The organism is Rhodospirillum sp. A1_3_36 (genome assembly GCF_047263945.1).
In the GTDB taxonomy this organism is placed as follows: Bacteria; Pseudomonadota; Alphaproteobacteria; order Rhodospirillales; family Rhodospirillaceae; genus Rhodospirillum.
The window spans coordinates 184,061-199,110 of sequence record NZ_JBLAVB010000007.1; the positions used below are offsets into that span (position 1 = coordinate 184,061).

General features: G+C 62.9%; 13 protein-coding genes. 7 read left to right on the plus strand and 6 right to left on the minus strand.

The window, feature by feature from the left end; all coding sequences use genetic code 11:
* Positions 1-477: 477 nt before the first annotated feature.
* Positions 478-900 (minus strand): nucleoside-diphosphate kinase, encoded by a 423-nt coding sequence (gene ndk, locus ACLIRY_RS16260; RefSeq protein ID WP_413206466.1) that lies wholly within the window; start codon positions 898-900, stop codon positions 478-480.
* 414 nt (positions 901-1,314) lie between these two features.
* On the opposite strand from ndk, the gene ACLIRY_RS16265 reads away from it, so the two are divergent.
* The gene (locus tag ACLIRY_RS16265; protein ID WP_413206467.1) at positions 1,315-3,267 is read left to right on the plus strand and encodes an ATP-binding cassette domain-containing protein; all 1,953 of its coding nucleotides are present in this window, start codon (positions 1,315-1,317) and stop codon (positions 3,265-3,267) included.
* A gap of 4 nt (positions 3,268-3,271) precedes the next feature.
* Here ACLIRY_RS16265 and ACLIRY_RS16270 read toward each other — a convergent pair whose 3' ends face one another.
* Both ACLIRY_RS16270 and ACLIRY_RS16275 read right to left on the minus strand, forming a co-directional pair.
* Positions 3,272-4,153, minus strand: a complete 882-nt coding sequence (locus tag ACLIRY_RS16270) for a hypothetical protein (protein ID WP_413206468.1) — start codon at positions 4,151-4,153, stop codon at positions 3,272-3,274.
* 39 nt (positions 4,154-4,192) lie between these two features.
* Positions 4,193-4,477: a hypothetical protein gene (locus tag ACLIRY_RS16275; protein ID WP_413206469.1), complete on the minus strand. Its 285-nt coding sequence runs from the start codon at positions 4,475-4,477 to the stop codon at positions 4,193-4,195.
* 311 nt (positions 4,478-4,788) lie between these two features.
* Here ACLIRY_RS16275 and ACLIRY_RS16280 point away from each other — a divergent pair, with 311 nt between their 5' ends.
* Positions 4,789-5,967, plus strand: a complete 1,179-nt coding sequence (locus ACLIRY_RS16280) for an EAL domain-containing protein (protein WP_413206470.1) — start codon at positions 4,789-4,791, stop codon at positions 5,965-5,967.
* A 110-nt stretch (positions 5,968-6,077) separates the two neighbouring features.
* On the opposite strand, the gene purN is transcribed toward ACLIRY_RS16280, so the two are convergent.
* Complete coding sequence (gene purN, locus ACLIRY_RS16285; protein WP_413206471.1) at positions 6,078-6,764, minus strand: phosphoribosylglycinamide formyltransferase; 687 nt, start codon at positions 6,762-6,764, stop codon at positions 6,078-6,080.
* Positions 6,761-7,885 carry a phosphoribosylformylglycinamidine cyclo-ligase gene (gene purM, locus ACLIRY_RS16290; RefSeq protein ID WP_413206513.1) on the minus strand — a complete coding sequence of 375 codons (1,125 nt, stop codon included), beginning with the start codon at positions 7,883-7,885 and terminating at the stop codon, positions 6,761-6,763. The genes purN and purM overlap by 4 nt, the downstream gene beginning before the upstream one ends.
* Before the next feature lie 139 nt (positions 7,886-8,024).
* On the opposite strand from purM, the gene ACLIRY_RS16295 reads away from it, so the two are divergent.
* Genes ACLIRY_RS16295 through ACLIRY_RS16310 form a run of 4 tightly spaced genes read left to right on the plus strand, consistent with a single transcriptional unit; the run spans position 8,025 to position 11,888 of the window.
* Positions 8,025-9,386 carry a DUF2066 domain-containing protein gene (locus tag ACLIRY_RS16295; RefSeq protein WP_413206472.1) on the plus strand — a complete coding sequence of 454 codons (1,362 nt, stop codon included), beginning with the start codon at positions 8,025-8,027 and terminating at the stop codon, positions 9,384-9,386.
* Between the two features lie 50 nt (positions 9,387-9,436).
* Entirely contained in the window at positions 9,437-10,093 is a 657-nt protein-coding gene (locus tag ACLIRY_RS16300; protein ID WP_413206473.1) for a CDP-alcohol phosphatidyltransferase family protein, read from the plus strand.
* On the plus strand, positions 10,090-11,223 hold the full coding sequence (locus ACLIRY_RS16305; protein WP_413206474.1) for an AI-2E family transporter: 1,134 nt from the start codon (positions 10,090-10,092) through the stop codon (positions 11,221-11,223). The genes ACLIRY_RS16300 and ACLIRY_RS16305 overlap by 4 nt, the downstream gene beginning before the upstream one ends.
* Complete coding sequence (locus ACLIRY_RS16310) at positions 11,220-11,888, plus strand: HdaA/DnaA family protein (RefSeq protein ID WP_413206475.1); 669 nt, start codon at positions 11,220-11,222, stop codon at positions 11,886-11,888. Before ACLIRY_RS16305 ends, ACLIRY_RS16310 begins: the two co-directional genes overlap by 4 nt.
* A gap of 261 nt (positions 11,889-12,149) precedes the next feature.
* On the opposite strand, the gene ACLIRY_RS16315 is transcribed toward ACLIRY_RS16310, so the two are convergent.
* A complete protein-coding gene (locus ACLIRY_RS16315; RefSeq protein ID WP_413206476.1) occupies positions 12,150-12,668 on the minus strand; it encodes a SixA phosphatase family protein in 519 nt (172 codons plus the stop codon).
* Between the two features lie 251 nt (positions 12,669-12,919).
* On the opposite strand from ACLIRY_RS16315, the gene ACLIRY_RS16320 reads away from it, so the two are divergent.
* On the plus strand, positions 12,920-15,049 hold the full coding sequence (locus ACLIRY_RS16320; RefSeq protein ID WP_413206514.1) for an RNA degradosome polyphosphate kinase: 2,130 nt from the start codon (positions 12,920-12,922) through the stop codon (positions 15,047-15,049).
* Position 15,050: the final 1 nt, after the last annotated feature.

Genomic DNA, 15,050 nt, shown 5'->3' on the forward strand with positions numbered 1-15,050 from the left:
GGTAGCTTTATGTCGGACAGGGTTGCTATCCAATGGTGCGATCGAGACCAATTCTTGAAAGTGTTTCGATTTCTTAATAAAAGTAAGGGATATTTTAAGCAATGGCGTAGCGGGGTACGCTCAGTGCCGAGCGACGCGGCAGGAATTCGGATGACAAGGGATTGCTTTTTCCGATTCAAAGATCGGCTCTGGTTACCCCAAGGGGGCCTTTCATATAATCGGGTCAGGACAGGGCCGCGCTTTGAGTTGTTGCGAGCCGAAAGGTCATGGGGCTGGTCCGCTTTCGAGCGGGATCACAGTACAAGACAGGGGGGGAGGGGCATTTGCCGCCAAATGGGTTGGGGCAATTGCCCAAAAAAAGACGAGACACTGTCGTGTACCGTAGTCGCGAAGATACTCTAAAACTTATAGAATGAGAGTCACAAAAAAAAGCCCGCCTCCGTCCGGAAGCGGGCTTCTCCGTGAGGCGGTTTCCCCTTAGCCGACGATTTCGGTCTCGGCGAAGAAGTAGCTGATCTCAATCTTGGCATTCTCGGCTGAGTCGGAGCCATGCACGGAGTTCGCTTCGATGGATTCGGCGAAGTCCTTGCGGATGGTGCCAGCGTCGGCGTTGGCCGGGTTGGTGGCGCCCATCACTTCCCGGTTCTTCAGAACGGCGCCTTCGCCCTCCAGAACCTGAGCCACCACCGGGCCGGAGGTCATGAAGTCGCACAGGCTGCCGAAGAAGCTGCGCTCGGCGTGGACGGCGTAGAAGCCCTCGGCCTGCTCGCGGGTCAGGCGCAGGCGCTTCTGGGCGACGATGCGCAGGCCGTTTTCCTCGAACCGGGCGTTGATGGCGCCGGTCAGGTTGCGGCGGGTGGCGTCCGGCTTGATGATGGACAGGGTACGTTCGATCGCCATGTCAGGTATTCCTTGGCTTGCTCTGGGTTTTGGAGTCGGCCCATTTTGGCGCGCCTCCGTCGACTCTCCCTGTCCAGACCCAATGGGCCAGTTCAGGAGGCCGCCGGGATCGCCCGACCCCATGGTCCGTTAATAACTGAGCGCCCCACGGTGCGTGGAGCGCGAAACGGGCGCCTTGTAACCCGAACCCGGGGACGGGGCAATCCCCGTTTCATTCTTTTCATGAAATCATTGGCGAAGAGGTGACTTCGAAGGTGCGCGGAACGTCGCTTGTCGCTAGAGTGCTCCGCGATCAATTTGGGCCGATTTTCGGCCCAAATTGGCCTCGAAGGCACTCTAAACTCTATATAATTAGAGTGAAATGGGGCCTGCTTGTTCCAAGCTGATCCCATTTCACTCTAGGATCCGCCCACCATGCTGCACATCAACTCCCTGACCTATCGCATTGGCGGTCGTACCTTGCTGGACGCTGCCTCTGCCCATGTTCCCGAAGGCCAACGCGTCGGCTTGATCGGCCGCAATGGCACGGGCAAGACCACGCTGTTCCGCCTGATCCTTGGCGAAGTCGGATCCGATGGGGGCGATATCAAAATCCGCCCCCGTGCCCGCGTCGACCAAGTGGCCCAGGAGGCGCCGGAGGGGGACATCCCCCTGATCGACTGCGTACTCGCCGCAGACCACGAGCGCGCGGCCTTGCTGGCGGAGCTGGATGGGACGCCCGATCCCCATCACTTGGCCGAAATCCACGAACGCCTGAATGCCATCGGCGCCCATGCCGCCCCGGCCCGGGCGGGGGCAATCCTGTCGGGTCTGGGCTTTACCCCCGCCCAACAGACCCAACCGGTCAAGGAGTTCTCCGGTGGTTGGCGCATGCGCGTGGCCCTCGCCGCCGCCCTCTTCGCCCAACCCGAATTGCTGTTGCTCGACGAACCGACCAACCACTTGGACCTGGAGGCCACCGTCTGGCTGGAGGGTTTCCTGGCGACCTATCCGGGCACCCTGCTGATCATCAGCCATGACCGCGACCTGCTGAACCGGGCCGTGGAGCGGATCATCCATCTGGAAAATGGCAAACTTGTCTCCTACGTCGGGAACTTCGACCGGTTCGAGCGCACCCGCCGGGAGCGCATGGAGCACCAGGCAAAGGCCGTGGCCCGCCAGGAGGAGGAGCGGAAGCACATCCAGGCTTTCGTGGACCGCTTCAAGGCGAAGGCTTCCAAGGCCCGTCAGGCCCAAAGCCGCATGAAAATGCTCGAACGGATGGAACCCTTGGCCGCTGTGGTGGAAGAGCGGGCCATTCCCTTCGACTTCCCCGATCCCGATCCTCTACCGCCCCCGGTGGTGGCGCTGGACAAGGTCGTTGCCGGATATGGCGATACCGTCGTTTTGCGCGATGTCTCCGCCCGCCTGGACATGGACGACCGGGTGGCATTGCTCGGGGCGAACGGCAACGGCAAGTCGACGCTTGCGAAGATTCTTGCGGGACGCCTTGCGCCTTTGGGCGGGGAGCTGCGGATGTCGCCGAAGCTGCGGGTGGGCTACTTCGCCCAGCACCAGACCGACGAACTCCGGGCCGGAGAAAGCCCCCTGCAACACGGGCGACGGCTGATGGGGGATCTGACGGACCAGAAAATTCGCGGCCATCTGGGGCGCTTCGGTTTCGGTGAGGACCGGGTCAATACCCTCGTATCCAAGCTGTCCGGGGGCGAGAAGGCGCGGTTGCTCATTGCCTTGACCTGTCGGGAAGTGCCCCATCTGCTCATTCTCGACGAACCGACCAACCACCTGGATATCGATTCCCGGGAATCGCTGATGCGCGCCCTGAACATGTTCCAGGGCGCGGTGTTGCTGATTTCCCACGATCCGCGTCTGGTGGAGATGGTGGCCGATCGCCTTTGGCTGGTGGACGGGGGGCGGGTGACGCCCTTTGAAGGGGACATGGCCGACTACCGAAAATTCCTGCTCGACAAGGCCCGGGAGGCCCGGCGCGAGGCCCGACAGGAAGAGGCCGGCGCGGGAGCCGGGGAGGCCGATGGGGAGGATGCTGCCAAGAGGGTCCAGGCGCGCCAAGACCGCAAACGCGCCCAGGCTGAGGCCCGGACCCGACTGGCTCCCCTGCGCAAGGCCGTCGACGCGGCCGAGAAGAGGATGACCAAACTGGCGGAGGAAAAGGCGAAGGTGGAGGCCAAACTGGCCGATCCCAAGCTCTACGAAGGTCCGGCGGAGGCGGTTGCCGCCTTGCAAAAGGACCTGGGTAAGGCCGCCAAGGCACTGGAAGACGCTGAAGAGGCCTGGATGGAGGCTCACGAAGCTCTAGAGGACGCCACGGCCCAGGAACCGGCCTTGTCGGAAAGGGCTGGCGCGTGACGTTTTATGCGCGGTCCTGGGTCCGGTCGCCGTTGGCTGCCAGCCAGCGGCGCAGGTCCTGGGACGCCGCTCCCGCCCGGGGCGGAACGCCGCCACCGGTGACTTCTGGGCGGAACTGGGTTCCTTCCAGCTTGGCCGGGCACATGGCGCAGGCGGAGACCTCTTCTTCCGTGAAAAACCGGATCAGGGCGGTGTCGTCGGCCTCCAGGGGGAGGGGCTGGTAGGTGAGGTAAGGCCACCACTCCCGGACCGCAGCTAAGTTCAGCTTTGCTGCAGCCAGGGGCAGGAAGGCCAGGGGCGGGCATTTCCACAGGGCGCCGTCGCGCAGGGTCTTGCACAGCTTGTTGAAGCAGCTGGACCAACTGGCGTGGGGGGCTCCATCCGTGAAGGGGCGCATGGCTTCGCCCTCGCCCTGGTAGGTCTTGTACCAGTAGGAGTCCGAGCGGATCAGCTCCAGCCGAATCCGCCCGGCGTCGCGGGCCTCCAGAGCCAAACGGACATGGGGGGCCAGTTTGTCCAGATAGGCGGAATCATCCCGGTGAATCGTGATCCGGAGGGTGGTCTCCGTCGCCGACAGGGCGTTCAGCAGGCCCGGGTTTTGGGCAAGGCGCAGCCCATTGGAGACGAGCAGCCGTCTCGCCTCCGGCCAGAGGTGGGCCGCCTGCTCCACGTAGTCTGTCACCTCCGGGTTCAACAGGGGTTCCCCACCCAGCATGGTGAACTCCGAGGGCCGGACCCGCTCCGCCCAATCGCGCAGCCACTGACCGCCCCGCTCGAAGGGGACAATTCCGGGCAGGGTATAATTGGAATAATGCATGCACCCCTGGCATTGAAGATTGCACAGATGGGCGATGTCCATTTCCAGATAGGGAATGTCGAGGGGCATGGGGAAATCCCAGGTTGATGCCAGAGGCCATCCCCTGTTTTAACGCCCTATACGCCGTCGGTCCACACCGCCGGGGTGGGCATCTTCAGCTTGGTGAAGCAAGGTGGTCAAGGCACGCAGGGCGTTCAGGTCTCCCTTGCGGGCCGCGACATGGACTTGGTCACGAATCATCTGGCGCATGGCGGGGCCACCCCAGTCGGCCTGGAGAACCGCATGGGCCTTCTCCGCAGCAATCAAATCGGACAGATGTTCGTGGGCGGCGACAACGGCCACTTCGTCCGGCAAGGCATCGCAGAGTCCCAGGCAATCGTGCAATGTGATCATGGTGACCTCCCTTTGTAAGGGTCCCGATCTTGTTGCCAAAGGCGATCGAGTTATTTAAGGGTATTTTACACGAATTCAGAGCAACCGGGTGGTGTGACCCGAGAAGGGCAGTCCTGCGTCTGGCGCTTGGGTGCAATGCGAAATGGGCAGGTGCGATAGCCCTTTGGTCCCCTTAGCTCCCAATGGAATCCCGTCGGTCTGTACGGGGAGGGGCCAGGGGAGGAAAAATTGCTTTTAGAGAGTGTGTTTCGGGACCATTAAAGGGGGTCCCCCTTCACATAGTCCCGTCTTCTTGGATGATTGATTGAGCCATGACCTCTCCCGTTGACCCCGTTGAGTTCCACTCCCCGACAGAGCCTCATCGCTTGGTCTTTGATTTGGCGGCCATGGAGCAGTTGCGCGAGGTCCATGGTTCGCAGATCCTGGAAACGGCTTTGGGGAATTTCCGGACGCGGATGGAAGGCTTGGCTCGGCGTTTGGCGGGAACGGACATCGTTGTGGAGCCGTCGCCCGGGCGGGATCCGGCACGCCTTTGGTTCCTGTTCCAGCCGATGTCTCGACCCGACCTGCCGGGGAACGACCCCGTAGAGCGTCTGGAGGCCATGGCCGCAGCCGGGGGGCGGTTGGCCTGGGACGTGGCAGCGGAGGTCTTCGGCGTTGTCGGCGCATCCCATTTGGCGCCCGTGGCCATTGTCGCGCCGCCACCGCCGTCGGGCATGGATTTGGCCGCGTTCATTGATGAGTTGGTTCGGGATCGGCGGGGGCGTGTTCAAGAGGACGCCCGGGTTGGGGACTTGCTTGCCCTGCTGAACGGACCGGGACTCCGTGTTGTTTTACAGCCCATCGTGTCCCTGACTCGCTCCCCCTCTGTGCTGGGCTATGAGGCTTTGGCCCGGGGGCCGCAGGGGTCTGCCCTTGAAAGTGCGGGGGCGCTTTTCGAAACCGCAGACAATTGCGGACAGCGGGTGGCGTTGGAAGAGGCTTGTGCCTGGAATGCACTGGCTCTGGTCGACCGTCTGCCTGCGGGCCAGTTCTTGACGGTCAATGCCTCTTCGGACCTATTGGCGAATCCAGCTTTGGTCGCGGCCATGGCCCGGCCCGGAGTGGTGGTGGAGTTGACGGAGCACCTTCCCTTGGACAACGCGGAGGCCCTCCTGCCGATCGTCGCGGTTCTGCGACAGGGTGGGGCGCGGCTGGCTTTGGACGATGCGGGATGCGGTTTCGCCGATACGAAGGTCGCGGCGATCCTCCGGCCAGACATCGTGAAGCTCTGCATCACCGTTGTGCGAAACGCCGCCCTGGAGGAGGTGCATCGGGCGACCATCCAAGACACGGTGCGACGCCTGCAAGACTTGGGGTGTCAGGTCCTGGCCGAAGGGGTGGAGACGGAGACCCAGGCCGACCGCCTGGAATCCGTCGGGGCGACCCTGGCCCAGGGCTGGTACTTCGGACGACCCGCACCGGCGGATGAAGTTCTACCCAAGCGGTAAGGGGCCGCGAGATCCCTTTCCTTGCATTGACCCGCCTTTCCTTGCATTGACCCGAATGGGATCATAAGGGGCCGTGGAAGAGGGCATATCCCCCTTCTCAAGCCCCTTTCTCAAGCCGAGATGGGGGGATTGAGAAGGGCGGTGTCCGGCGGGTGGCTGTCGATCAGGGCGCGTCCGCTGCGGACTGTGACCCGACCTTCGGCGACCAGACGCAGGGCGAGGGGATAGATCCGGTGTTCCTGGGCCAGCACCCGGGCGCCCAGGCTGTCCGGGTCATCCTTGGGCATGACCGGCACGCAGGCCTGGGCAATGATCGGGCCGTCGTCCATTTCCGGACGGACGAAATGGACCGTACAGCCATGGAAGCGGGTCCCCGCCTCCAGCACCCGTTCGTGGGTGTGCAGCCCCTTGAAGGCGGGCAGTAGGGAGGGGTGAATGTTGATCATCCGGTCCCGCCATTTTTCCACAAATTGGCCGGTCAGCAGACGCATGAACCCGGCCAGACAAATCAGCCGGGCTCCGCTGGCCTCCAAGTGGGCCTGTAGGGCGCCTTCAAAACTCTTCCGGTCAGTAAAGTTCTTGTGGTTGATGACCTGGGTGGACAGCCCCGCCTCCCGGGCCCGGTCCAGACCCTTGGCGTCGGGGCGGTTGGAGACCACGGTGACGATTTCCGCCGGGAAGTCCCGCTGGGCGCAGGCGTCGATCAGGGCTTCCATATTGCTGCCCCGACCGCTGATCAGGACCGCGACCTTGAGGCGGGTCGGGGCCCGGTTTGGTGCTTTGGTCGGATCACTCATCGGTTCGAGCTCTCGGCAAAAATGGCTTCGAGATTGTCGATCCGCACAGGTGCCCCGTCGTCCCGGGGCACGATGGTGCCAAGGGTGAAGACGGTTTCGCCATGCTCTTCCAACAGGGCCTTGGCCTCGCCAACCCGGTCGGCGGGAACGGCGACGACCATGCCGATGCCGCAGTTGAAGGTCCGGGCCATTTCATGGGGGGCCACCTGGCCCTCGTCCATCAGCCAGGAGAAGACAGGCGGTGCGGTCCAGACGGTCCCGTCCAGGTGGGCTGCGGCGCCTTCGGGCAGGACTCGGGGGATGTTCTCCCAGAAGCCGCCCCCGGTGATGTGGGCCAGCGCGTGAACCAACCCGGCCCGATGCAGGGCCAGACAGGACTTGACGTAGATGCGGGTGGGTTCCAGCAGGGCCGCTCCCAGGGAGCGGTCCGGGGCGAAGGGAGCGGGGGCATCCCAGCCCAGGCCGGTCCGTTCGACGATGCGGCGGACCAGGGAGTAGCCATTGGAATGGACTCCGGAGCTGGCCAAGCCCAGAAGCACGTCGCCGATGGCGATTCGGTCGTCGGTCAACAGCTCGGCCCGCTCCACCGCGCCGACTGCGAATCCGGCCATGTCGTAATCATTGGCGCCATACATGCCGGGCATTTCGGCGGTCTCTCCGCCGACCAGGGCGCATCCGGCCAGGGTACAGCCCTCGGCGATTCCCTTGACGACATCGGCGGCCACGGCCACATCCAGACGGGATGTGGCGAAGTAATCCAGGAACATCAGGGGTTCGCCACCCTGGACCACCAGATCATTGACGCACATGGCCACCAAATCGATGCCCACTGTCCCATGAATGCCAGAATCGAGGGCTATCCTTAACTTGGTGCCAACACCGTCCGTAGCCGTGATAAGAAGGGGGTCCTTATATCCGGCTGCGGCGAGGTCGAAAACCGCGCCGAATCCGCCCAGAGCTGCATTCGCTCCCGGGCGTTTGGTTGACGCGGCCAGTGGTTTAATGGCTTCTACCAAGTCGTTGCCGCTGTCAATGTCGACCCCGGCATCCTTGTAGGTCAGGCCGTTGCCCTTGGCTTCGGCGTCGTCATGGGAAGTGGAAATGGTAGCCTCGTTCGTCACTGGAGTTCGCCGCGCCTTCGCTCTCCGATCCTCCGGCTGGGCCTTCGCCCTCCGATTCTTCGGCCGGGCCTTCGGTGGGGCCAGGGGAAAGGGAGCAAACATGGTTTTCCGGACCATACCCGATGCGTCGCGCATTGCAATGCCGTGGTTCAGAATCGGACCCCCAAAGTGCCGTCCTCGGCGTTTTGGGCTACTGCGTTTTGGGCTTCTGTTGGGGCTGGTGCTCGCGCCGGTGTTGGCCGCAGTTCCGGCCTCGGCCCGCGATGTCTATACGGCTCCGCCGGTGTCGGTTGATGCTACGGCGGACAGTCCGACCCTGGCCAAGGACAAAGCCATCCAGGAAGGGCAGACCAAGGCCTTGCGCGCCCTTCTGGAATCCATGACCAGCCCGGCGGACCAGGGGCGCCTTCCCCAGGTTTCCGCCGCTGATGCGCAGGCGCTGGTGACGGATTTTGGTTTGGCCGACGAACGGACCGCGGCCAAGCGTTATCTGGCCACCCTGACCGTGTCCTTCAATGCCGAAGGGGTGGACCGGTTGCTGGGATCCATGGGGGTGCAGCATATCGCCCCGCGGGAAGCGCCGGTTCTGATTCTGCCCCTTTACCAATCTGGTGCCTCCGACTCGCCCCAGTTGTGGGAGGAAACCAACCCTTGGGCCCAGGCTTGGAAGGCGGCAGAGGGGCTGTCCGAGGGTATGGTGCCCGTCGTTCTGCCCTTGGGTGACCTGGAAGACATCGCGACCCTGGACGCCCAAGGGGCCCTGGCCGGGGACCTGAGTGCAGCGGCGAATCTGAGCGGGCGGTACGGCGCGCCCGATGTGTTGATCGTCCAGGCCGTGGGGACGGAGGAAACCGGCCTGACCGTCCTGACCAAGGGGGCGGGAATCTTCGCCGGTCTGCCCCCGGTAACCCTGCCACCTGGAGCAGACATCTTCGCCAAGGCCATCGACGGGGTCCGAGAGGGCTTGGATCAAGCCTGGAAACGGGAGGCCCTGGGGGGCGGCCAAGGGTATGGTGCGTCCGGCTATGGCGCGGCGCCCACAGCAGCCGCGCCGGGGTGGGGCTATGGTGAGCAGCCCGTCGGTGCCGGGGGACCTTCCGCCTATGGAGCGGTGGGGGGAGCCGGTTCGGGTTACGGAGCGCCAGCTGGCGGCGTTGTGATGCTCGCGCGGTTCGGGTCCCTTTCCGAATGGGTCGACATGCGGCGCAAGCTGCAGGGGATTCCTGGTCTCCAGGGACTGAACCTGCAGGCTGTGACCCGCTCTCAGGCCCAGCTTCAATTGGCCTATCCAGGGTCTGTGGAGGACCTGCAACGGATTATGCTCGGACGGGGACTGCGTATGGAAAACGCCGGAAGTTTCTGGACACTGGAACGGTTGGCGGGGACGCCGGACAGTGGTATTCCCGGCATGGGCGGCGACGTCTCCGGGTCGGGGGGCGGGGCATCCTCGCCGGGCTTTCCGGAGGATCCGGCCCATCGCCGCATTCAGGGGGTGAACTGACGGCGGCGGGGGGCTTGTCCATGTCGCCCTCGGGAGGTGGATTTGCGCGGATGCGGCGGTCATCCCTGGCCCGGGGGCTGCCGAACACTCTGACTCTGACCCGCTTTGGCTTGGTTCCTCTGGCCGCCCTGTTCCTGTCCGAACGGGAATGGCGGACGGCGTTCTGGGTCTTCGTGGTCGCAGGGATCACCGATGCCCTGGACGGCTGGCTGGCCCGGCTATTGGACGCGCGGACCACCCTGGGCGCCACCATGGATCCCTTGGCCGACAAGGCCCTGTTGGTGACCACTTTCGTTTGCCTGGCTCTGGTTGGCGAGATCCCGCTTTGGCTGCTGGCGCTCGTGGTTGGCCGGGACCTGGGAATCCTGGCGGGCGCGCTCCATTTGCGCCTGCGGGCAGGACGTCCCCTCAAGATTCTTCCGAATCTGTTGGGCAAGGCCAATACTCTCGCTCAGATCGTTCTTTGCGCGATGGTCATTGGTAAGGGTGCCTTTGCCAATGACCCCATGGGGGCGACCGGCGTGGTGACGTTTGTGGTCACGGGGACCACTTTAATGATTTTCGTGGTCGCCGTGACCACTGTGGCTTCCGGATCGAGCTATCTTCACACATGGTACCGGCGGGCTTGGGATGGGCAACCGCCGCCACTCCCTTCAGCGTCAAAGTCGACGGTTGGGCGGAAACAGGAACGGGGGCCGGAAGTATGACCAAGGAAAAGCAGCTTCGCGTCTGGTTGGTCGGTTTGGTGGTCTTCGTTGCCTTGATCTATTTGCTGCGGTCGGTGTTAATGCCTTTCGCTGCGGGCATGATTGCGGCTTATTTCCTGGATCCGCTGGCCGACCGGCTGGAGAAATGGGGGGCTTCGCGCCTGTGGGCGACGATCCTGATCACCCTGGGATTCGTTCTGATCCTGGTTCTGTCTCTGCTGGTCTTGCTGCCGGTGCTGCAGGGGCAGTTGGCCGACTTTCTGACCAATGCGCCGGATTATGCCCGATCCCTGGTGGACAAGGGGCGCGTTCTGCTGGTTCACCTGTCCGATGTCCTGGGGCCGGACCGCATGGGCAAGGTGACCGGTGCCCTGGAATCCTATGCTGGAGATGCGGCCAAATGGGTCGTGGATGTGCTCAAGGGGGTGATCACGGGGGGGGCTGCCTTGATCAGTCTGCTGTCCCTGATTGTTATCACGCCGGTTATCACCTTCTACATGCTCCGTGATTGGGACCGTATGGTGGAGACCATCGATGGGTGGTTGCCCCGTCCCTACCGTTCCGTGATTCGGGCCCAGATGGCGGAAATTGACCGCACCATCGCTGGTTTCGTGCGGGGACAGGCTTCGGTTTGCTTGGCGCTGGGGACCTTTTACGCCGTCGGTCTCTCTCTGGCGGGGCTCGATTTGGGGTTGATGGTTGGCATGCTCTCCGGCTTGCTTTCCTTTATCCCTTATGTGGGCACCATCACCGGATTCGTTGCCTCCATGGGGCTGGCCCTGGCCCAGTTCTCCGACCCCTTTGATATCGGCATCGTCGCGGGGATTTTTCTCGTGGGGCAAGTGGTGGAGGGGAATTACCTGACCCCCAAGTTGGTGGGGGGGCGGGTGGGGCTTCATCCGGTGTGGGTGATCTTCGCTCTTTTGGCCGGTGGCGGACTATTTGGTTTTCTGGGGGTCCTGTTGGCGGTGCCTGTGGCCTCGGTGATCGGCGTGCTCACCCGTTTTTTCCTGAGGGAATATCTGGACAGTCCCCTGTTCAGCGGCGTACCCAGTGACACATCCCCGTCCGCCCTGCTATCCGCGCCGGACGCCCAATCCGCGACCGACGAGACCGAAGAGAGCCCATGACTCCCCCCCGGCAATTGCCCTTGAACCTGGTTTGGCGTCCGGCGCTGGGCCGGGAGGATTTCCTCGTTGCCCCCTGCAACGCCGCTGCGGTGGCGCTGGTGGATGTCTGGCCGGACTGGCCCGCGCCCACCGTCTGCCTTTATGGTCCGCCGGGGTCGGGAAAAAGCCATCTGGCCCAGGTGCTGGCCGCCCGGGCAGAGGCCTGTGTGCTGTCGCCCGGAACCTGGGAAGACAGAGATCCCTTGAGTCTGTTCGAGGGGGGGCGGGTCTTGGTCCTTGAGGATCTGGATGAGGGCCCTTTGCCCGAAACGGCCCTGTTCCATTTGCTGAATGCCTGTCGTCAGGCGGGGGGAGGGCTGTTGCTGACGTCGGCTCAGCCACCCGCCCGGTGGCCGGTGACTTTGCCGGATTTGCGCTCGCGCCTGTCGGCGCTGCCTGCCGAAGGGATGGGTGAGCCCGACGACGATTTGATGGCCATGGTCCTTCTGAAGCTCTTCGCCGATCGGAGTGTGGAGGTGGGGCCGGGGGTGATTTCCTACCTTGTGGCCCGCATGGAGCGCAGCTTCTCCGCCGTCCGGGCTCTGGTCGACCGGGCCGATGCCCTGGCGTTGAGCGAGCGGCGGCGGATCACCGTTCCGCTCGCGCGCCGGGCTCTGCAAGACTAGTGTGGTGGATTTGAAGTTCCTACGATTATATCGGCAACCGCTGGAAGGAACTTCAAATCCCTAAACCACACTAGAAATATATATTTTCTAGTGTCCTGATTGAATCCGAAGTTCGTCCAACGCTTGCCGAATTCTCCCACGAACTTCGGATTCAGGACACTAGAGCGGAATGAGGAAAAGTGTGTGCGGTTTTCCGTCTCATTCCGCTCCAACTATATGATTTAGATCACGTTTATGAAATCAGGTCGGACAGACCTGATTTCATCGTGATCTAAGGTCTCTGGGGCGGGTGAAGCCGGACAGGCGGGCCTCTCCAGGGGCAAGGGTGGACCAGGGACCATCGAAGGTCAGGTCTACCAGGGCGCCGGTGGGAAACTTCTGGCCGATCGCCGCCAAGGCCTCCGCGTCGCTGTCGGGTCCGGCAAGGGACAGGCTCAATTCTTCCAGGGCGGGATTGTGGCCGATGACCATCACCGTGTTGGCCGAGGCCTCCAGGCGCCGTAAGCGGGCCAGCAGGGGGCGGTGCTCGAAGACATAAATCTCCCGTTCGAACAGAACCGGCGCGTTGGTCAGGCTTGTCTTGACCAGATCCAGGGTTTCTCGGGTCCGGCGGGCGGCGGAGCAAAGCACCAGATCCGGCGCTACGCTCGCACGCGCGAGATGGTCGGCGATCAGGGCGCAGGCCCGGATCCCCCGATGCGCGAGGGGGCGCTCAAAATCGTCAAGACCGGGATCTCCCCAATCGGATTTCGCATGGCGCAGGAACAATAATCGTTTCATCTTCATGAAAGCTTTCCGGGGGTGGGTCACTCCCTTTGCGGAGCGTCGCATTCAGGGCATAGTATCCGGTAAGGGTCGGCAAAAAAATGCGTCGACTCATGAAATATCATCGCGACTCCGGTTTCGCGTAATAAAAGGAAAGTTCCATGAGCACCGCTGTCCCTACCTCACCCTCCTCACCCTCCTCCCGCCCTGCCCGCGCGGCGAAAGGGGCTGGGGCTGAAGGGGGCGGGGCGGGTGGCGACATCACGATGGAGATGCCCGAACGTTTCATTAATCGGGAGTTGTCTTGGCTGGGTTTCAATAAGCGGGTCATGGAGGAGGCGCGCAATGTCCGCCATCCCCTGATGGAGCGGTTGCGCTTTCTGTCCATCTCCGGCTCGAACCTGGATGAGTTCTACATGGTGCGCGTGGCTGGCCTGAAAGGGCAGGTGGAAGCGGGCGTGAACCAGGTGAGCCAGGACGGCTTGACCCCCGCGCAGCAACTGTCCGCCATCAACAGCAGCGCCCGTGACCTGCTGGAGGACCAACAGATTGCCTGGGAAATCCTGCAGAACGCGCTGGATAAGGAAGGTATCTCCGTGGTCAAGCCCGGCGGCTTGACCAAGGGGGACCGGGAGTGGCTGGAAACCTTCTTCATGAGCCAGGTCTTCCCGGTGCTGACGCCGCTGGCCATTGATCCGGCCCACCCCTTCCCCTTCATCCCCAACCTGGGTCATGCTCTGGTCTTGCAACTGATGCGCCAGCGCGATGAAACCTCCCTAAGGGCCCTGGTGCCCTTGCCGGGCCATATCCGCCGCTTCACCCGCTTGCCCGATATTGAAGGCAAAGGGGTGCGGTATCTGTTCCTGGAGGATCTCGTCGGCCTGTTCCTTGACCGCCTGTTCCCGGGATTCAAGGTGACCCAGGGCGGCCACTTCCGGGTGATCCGGGATTCGGAGATGGAAATCGACGAAGAGGCCGAAGATCTGGTGATGAGCTTCGAATCGGCCCTCAAGCGCCGTCGCCGGGGGCATTGCATTCGCCTGACCTTGAACGTGAGCATGCCCGAGGATCTGGTGAAGCTGATCTGTGACGAAATGGACGTGGCCGAGGAGGATATCTTCAAGGTGCGCGGTCCCATTGGCCTCGCCGATTTGAAGCAATTGATCAGCGACGACCGTCCGGACCTGCAGTTCACCCCCTTCACCGCCCGTTTCCCCGAGCGGATCCGCGATTTTGGCGGCGATTGCTTCGCTGCCATCCGCAAGAAGGACATTGTTGTCCACCACCCCTATGAAAGCTTTGACGTGGTGGTCCAGTTCCTGCGGCAGGCGGCCCGGGATCCCAACGTGCTGTCCATCAAGCAGACCCTCTATCGGACCTCCAACAACTCGCCCATCGTCGCCGCCCTGGTGGAGGCTGCCGAGTCGGGCAAGGCGGTGACTGCCATGGTGGAGCTGAAGGCCCGTTTTGATGAGGAGGCGAACATCCGCTGGGCGCGCGATCTGGAGCGGTCGGGGTGCAACGTGGTCTATGGTTTCATGGACCTGAAGACCCATGCCAAGATCTCGCAGGTGGTGCGGCGGGAAAGCGGCGGCGAGTTGCGCTCCTACGTCCACTTTGGAACGGGCAATTACCACCCGATCACCGCCAAGATCTACACGGACCTGTCCTATTTCACCTGTGACGAGGCCCTGTGTCAGGACGCGGCAAAGGCCTTCAACTATATGACGGGCTACGCGCGCCCCGCCGAAATGGAAAAGCTGCGCATCGCCCCGCTGGGTCTGAAAGAAACACTTCTGAAGGATATTCAGGGCGAGATCGATCATGTGAAGGCGGGCCGGGTCGGGGTCATCTGGGGCAAGATGAACTCCCTGGTGGATCCGGACGTGATCGATGCCCTGTATCAAGCCTCCCAGGCGGGGGTGCAGGTGGATCTGGTGATCCGGGGCATCTGCTGTTTGCGGCCAGGGGTGAAGGGCCTGTCCGAGAATATCCGGGTCAAGTCCATCGTCGGGCGCTTCCTGGAGCATTCTCGCATCGCCTGTTTCGGCAATGGCGCCGCCCTGCCGGGCGAAAAGTCGCGGATCTATATTTCCTCGGCGGACTGGATGCCCCGCAACCTGAACCGCCGGGTGGAAACCTTGGTGCCCATCGAAAACCCGACGGTGAAGGCCCAGATCATCGACCAGATCATGGTGGCCAACATCAATGACCGGGCCCAATCCTGGTATCTCACGGCGGGCGGAGAGTTTTTCCGCGCCAAGGTGGAGGAGGGGGAGAAGGCATTCTCTGCCCATACCTATTTCATGACCAACCCCAGCCTCTCCGGGCGGGGGTCGGCCCTGAATGATCCCCAGAAGAACATTCCGGGACTGGAAGTCTCCAGCCGAGGGTGAC

Coding starts and splice junctions, on each gene's coding strand:
- ACLIRY_RS16275 (WP_413206469.1), bottom strand. CDS start 4,477: ATGATCACATTGCACGATTGCCTGGGACTCTGCGATGCCTTGCCGGAC.
- ndk (WP_413206466.1), bottom strand. CDS start 900: ATGGCGATCGAACGTACCCTGTCCATCATCAAGCCGGACGCCACCCGC.
- ACLIRY_RS16315 (WP_413206476.1), bottom strand. CDS start 12,668: ATGAAACGATTATTGTTCCTGCGCCATGCGAAATCCGATTGGGGAGAT.
- ACLIRY_RS16300 (WP_413206473.1), top strand. CDS start 9,437: ATGCGGCGGTCATCCCTGGCCCGGGGGCTGCCGAACACTCTGACTCTG.
- ACLIRY_RS16270 (WP_413206468.1), bottom strand. CDS start 4,153: ATGCCCCTCGACATTCCCTATCTGGAAATGGACATCGCCCATCTGTGC.
- ACLIRY_RS16295 (WP_413206472.1), top strand. CDS start 8,025: ATGCCGTGGTTCAGAATCGGACCCCCAAAGTGCCGTCCTCGGCGTTTT.
- ACLIRY_RS16320 (WP_413206514.1), top strand. CDS start 12,920: ATGGAGATGCCCGAACGTTTCATTAATCGGGAGTTGTCTTGGCTGGGT.
- ACLIRY_RS16265 (WP_413206467.1), top strand. CDS start 1,315: ATGCTGCACATCAACTCCCTGACCTATCGCATTGGCGGTCGTACCTTG.
- ACLIRY_RS16280 (WP_413206470.1), top strand. CDS start 4,789: ATGACCTCTCCCGTTGACCCCGTTGAGTTCCACTCCCCGACAGAGCCT.
- ACLIRY_RS16310 (WP_413206475.1), top strand. CDS start 11,220: ATGACTCCCCCCCGGCAATTGCCCTTGAACCTGGTTTGGCGTCCGGCG.
- purN (WP_413206471.1), bottom strand. CDS start 6,764: ATGAGTGATCCGACCAAAGCACCAAACCGGGCCCCGACCCGCCTCAAG.
- ACLIRY_RS16305 (WP_413206474.1), top strand. CDS start 10,090: ATGACCAAGGAAAAGCAGCTTCGCGTCTGGTTGGTCGGTTTGGTGGTC.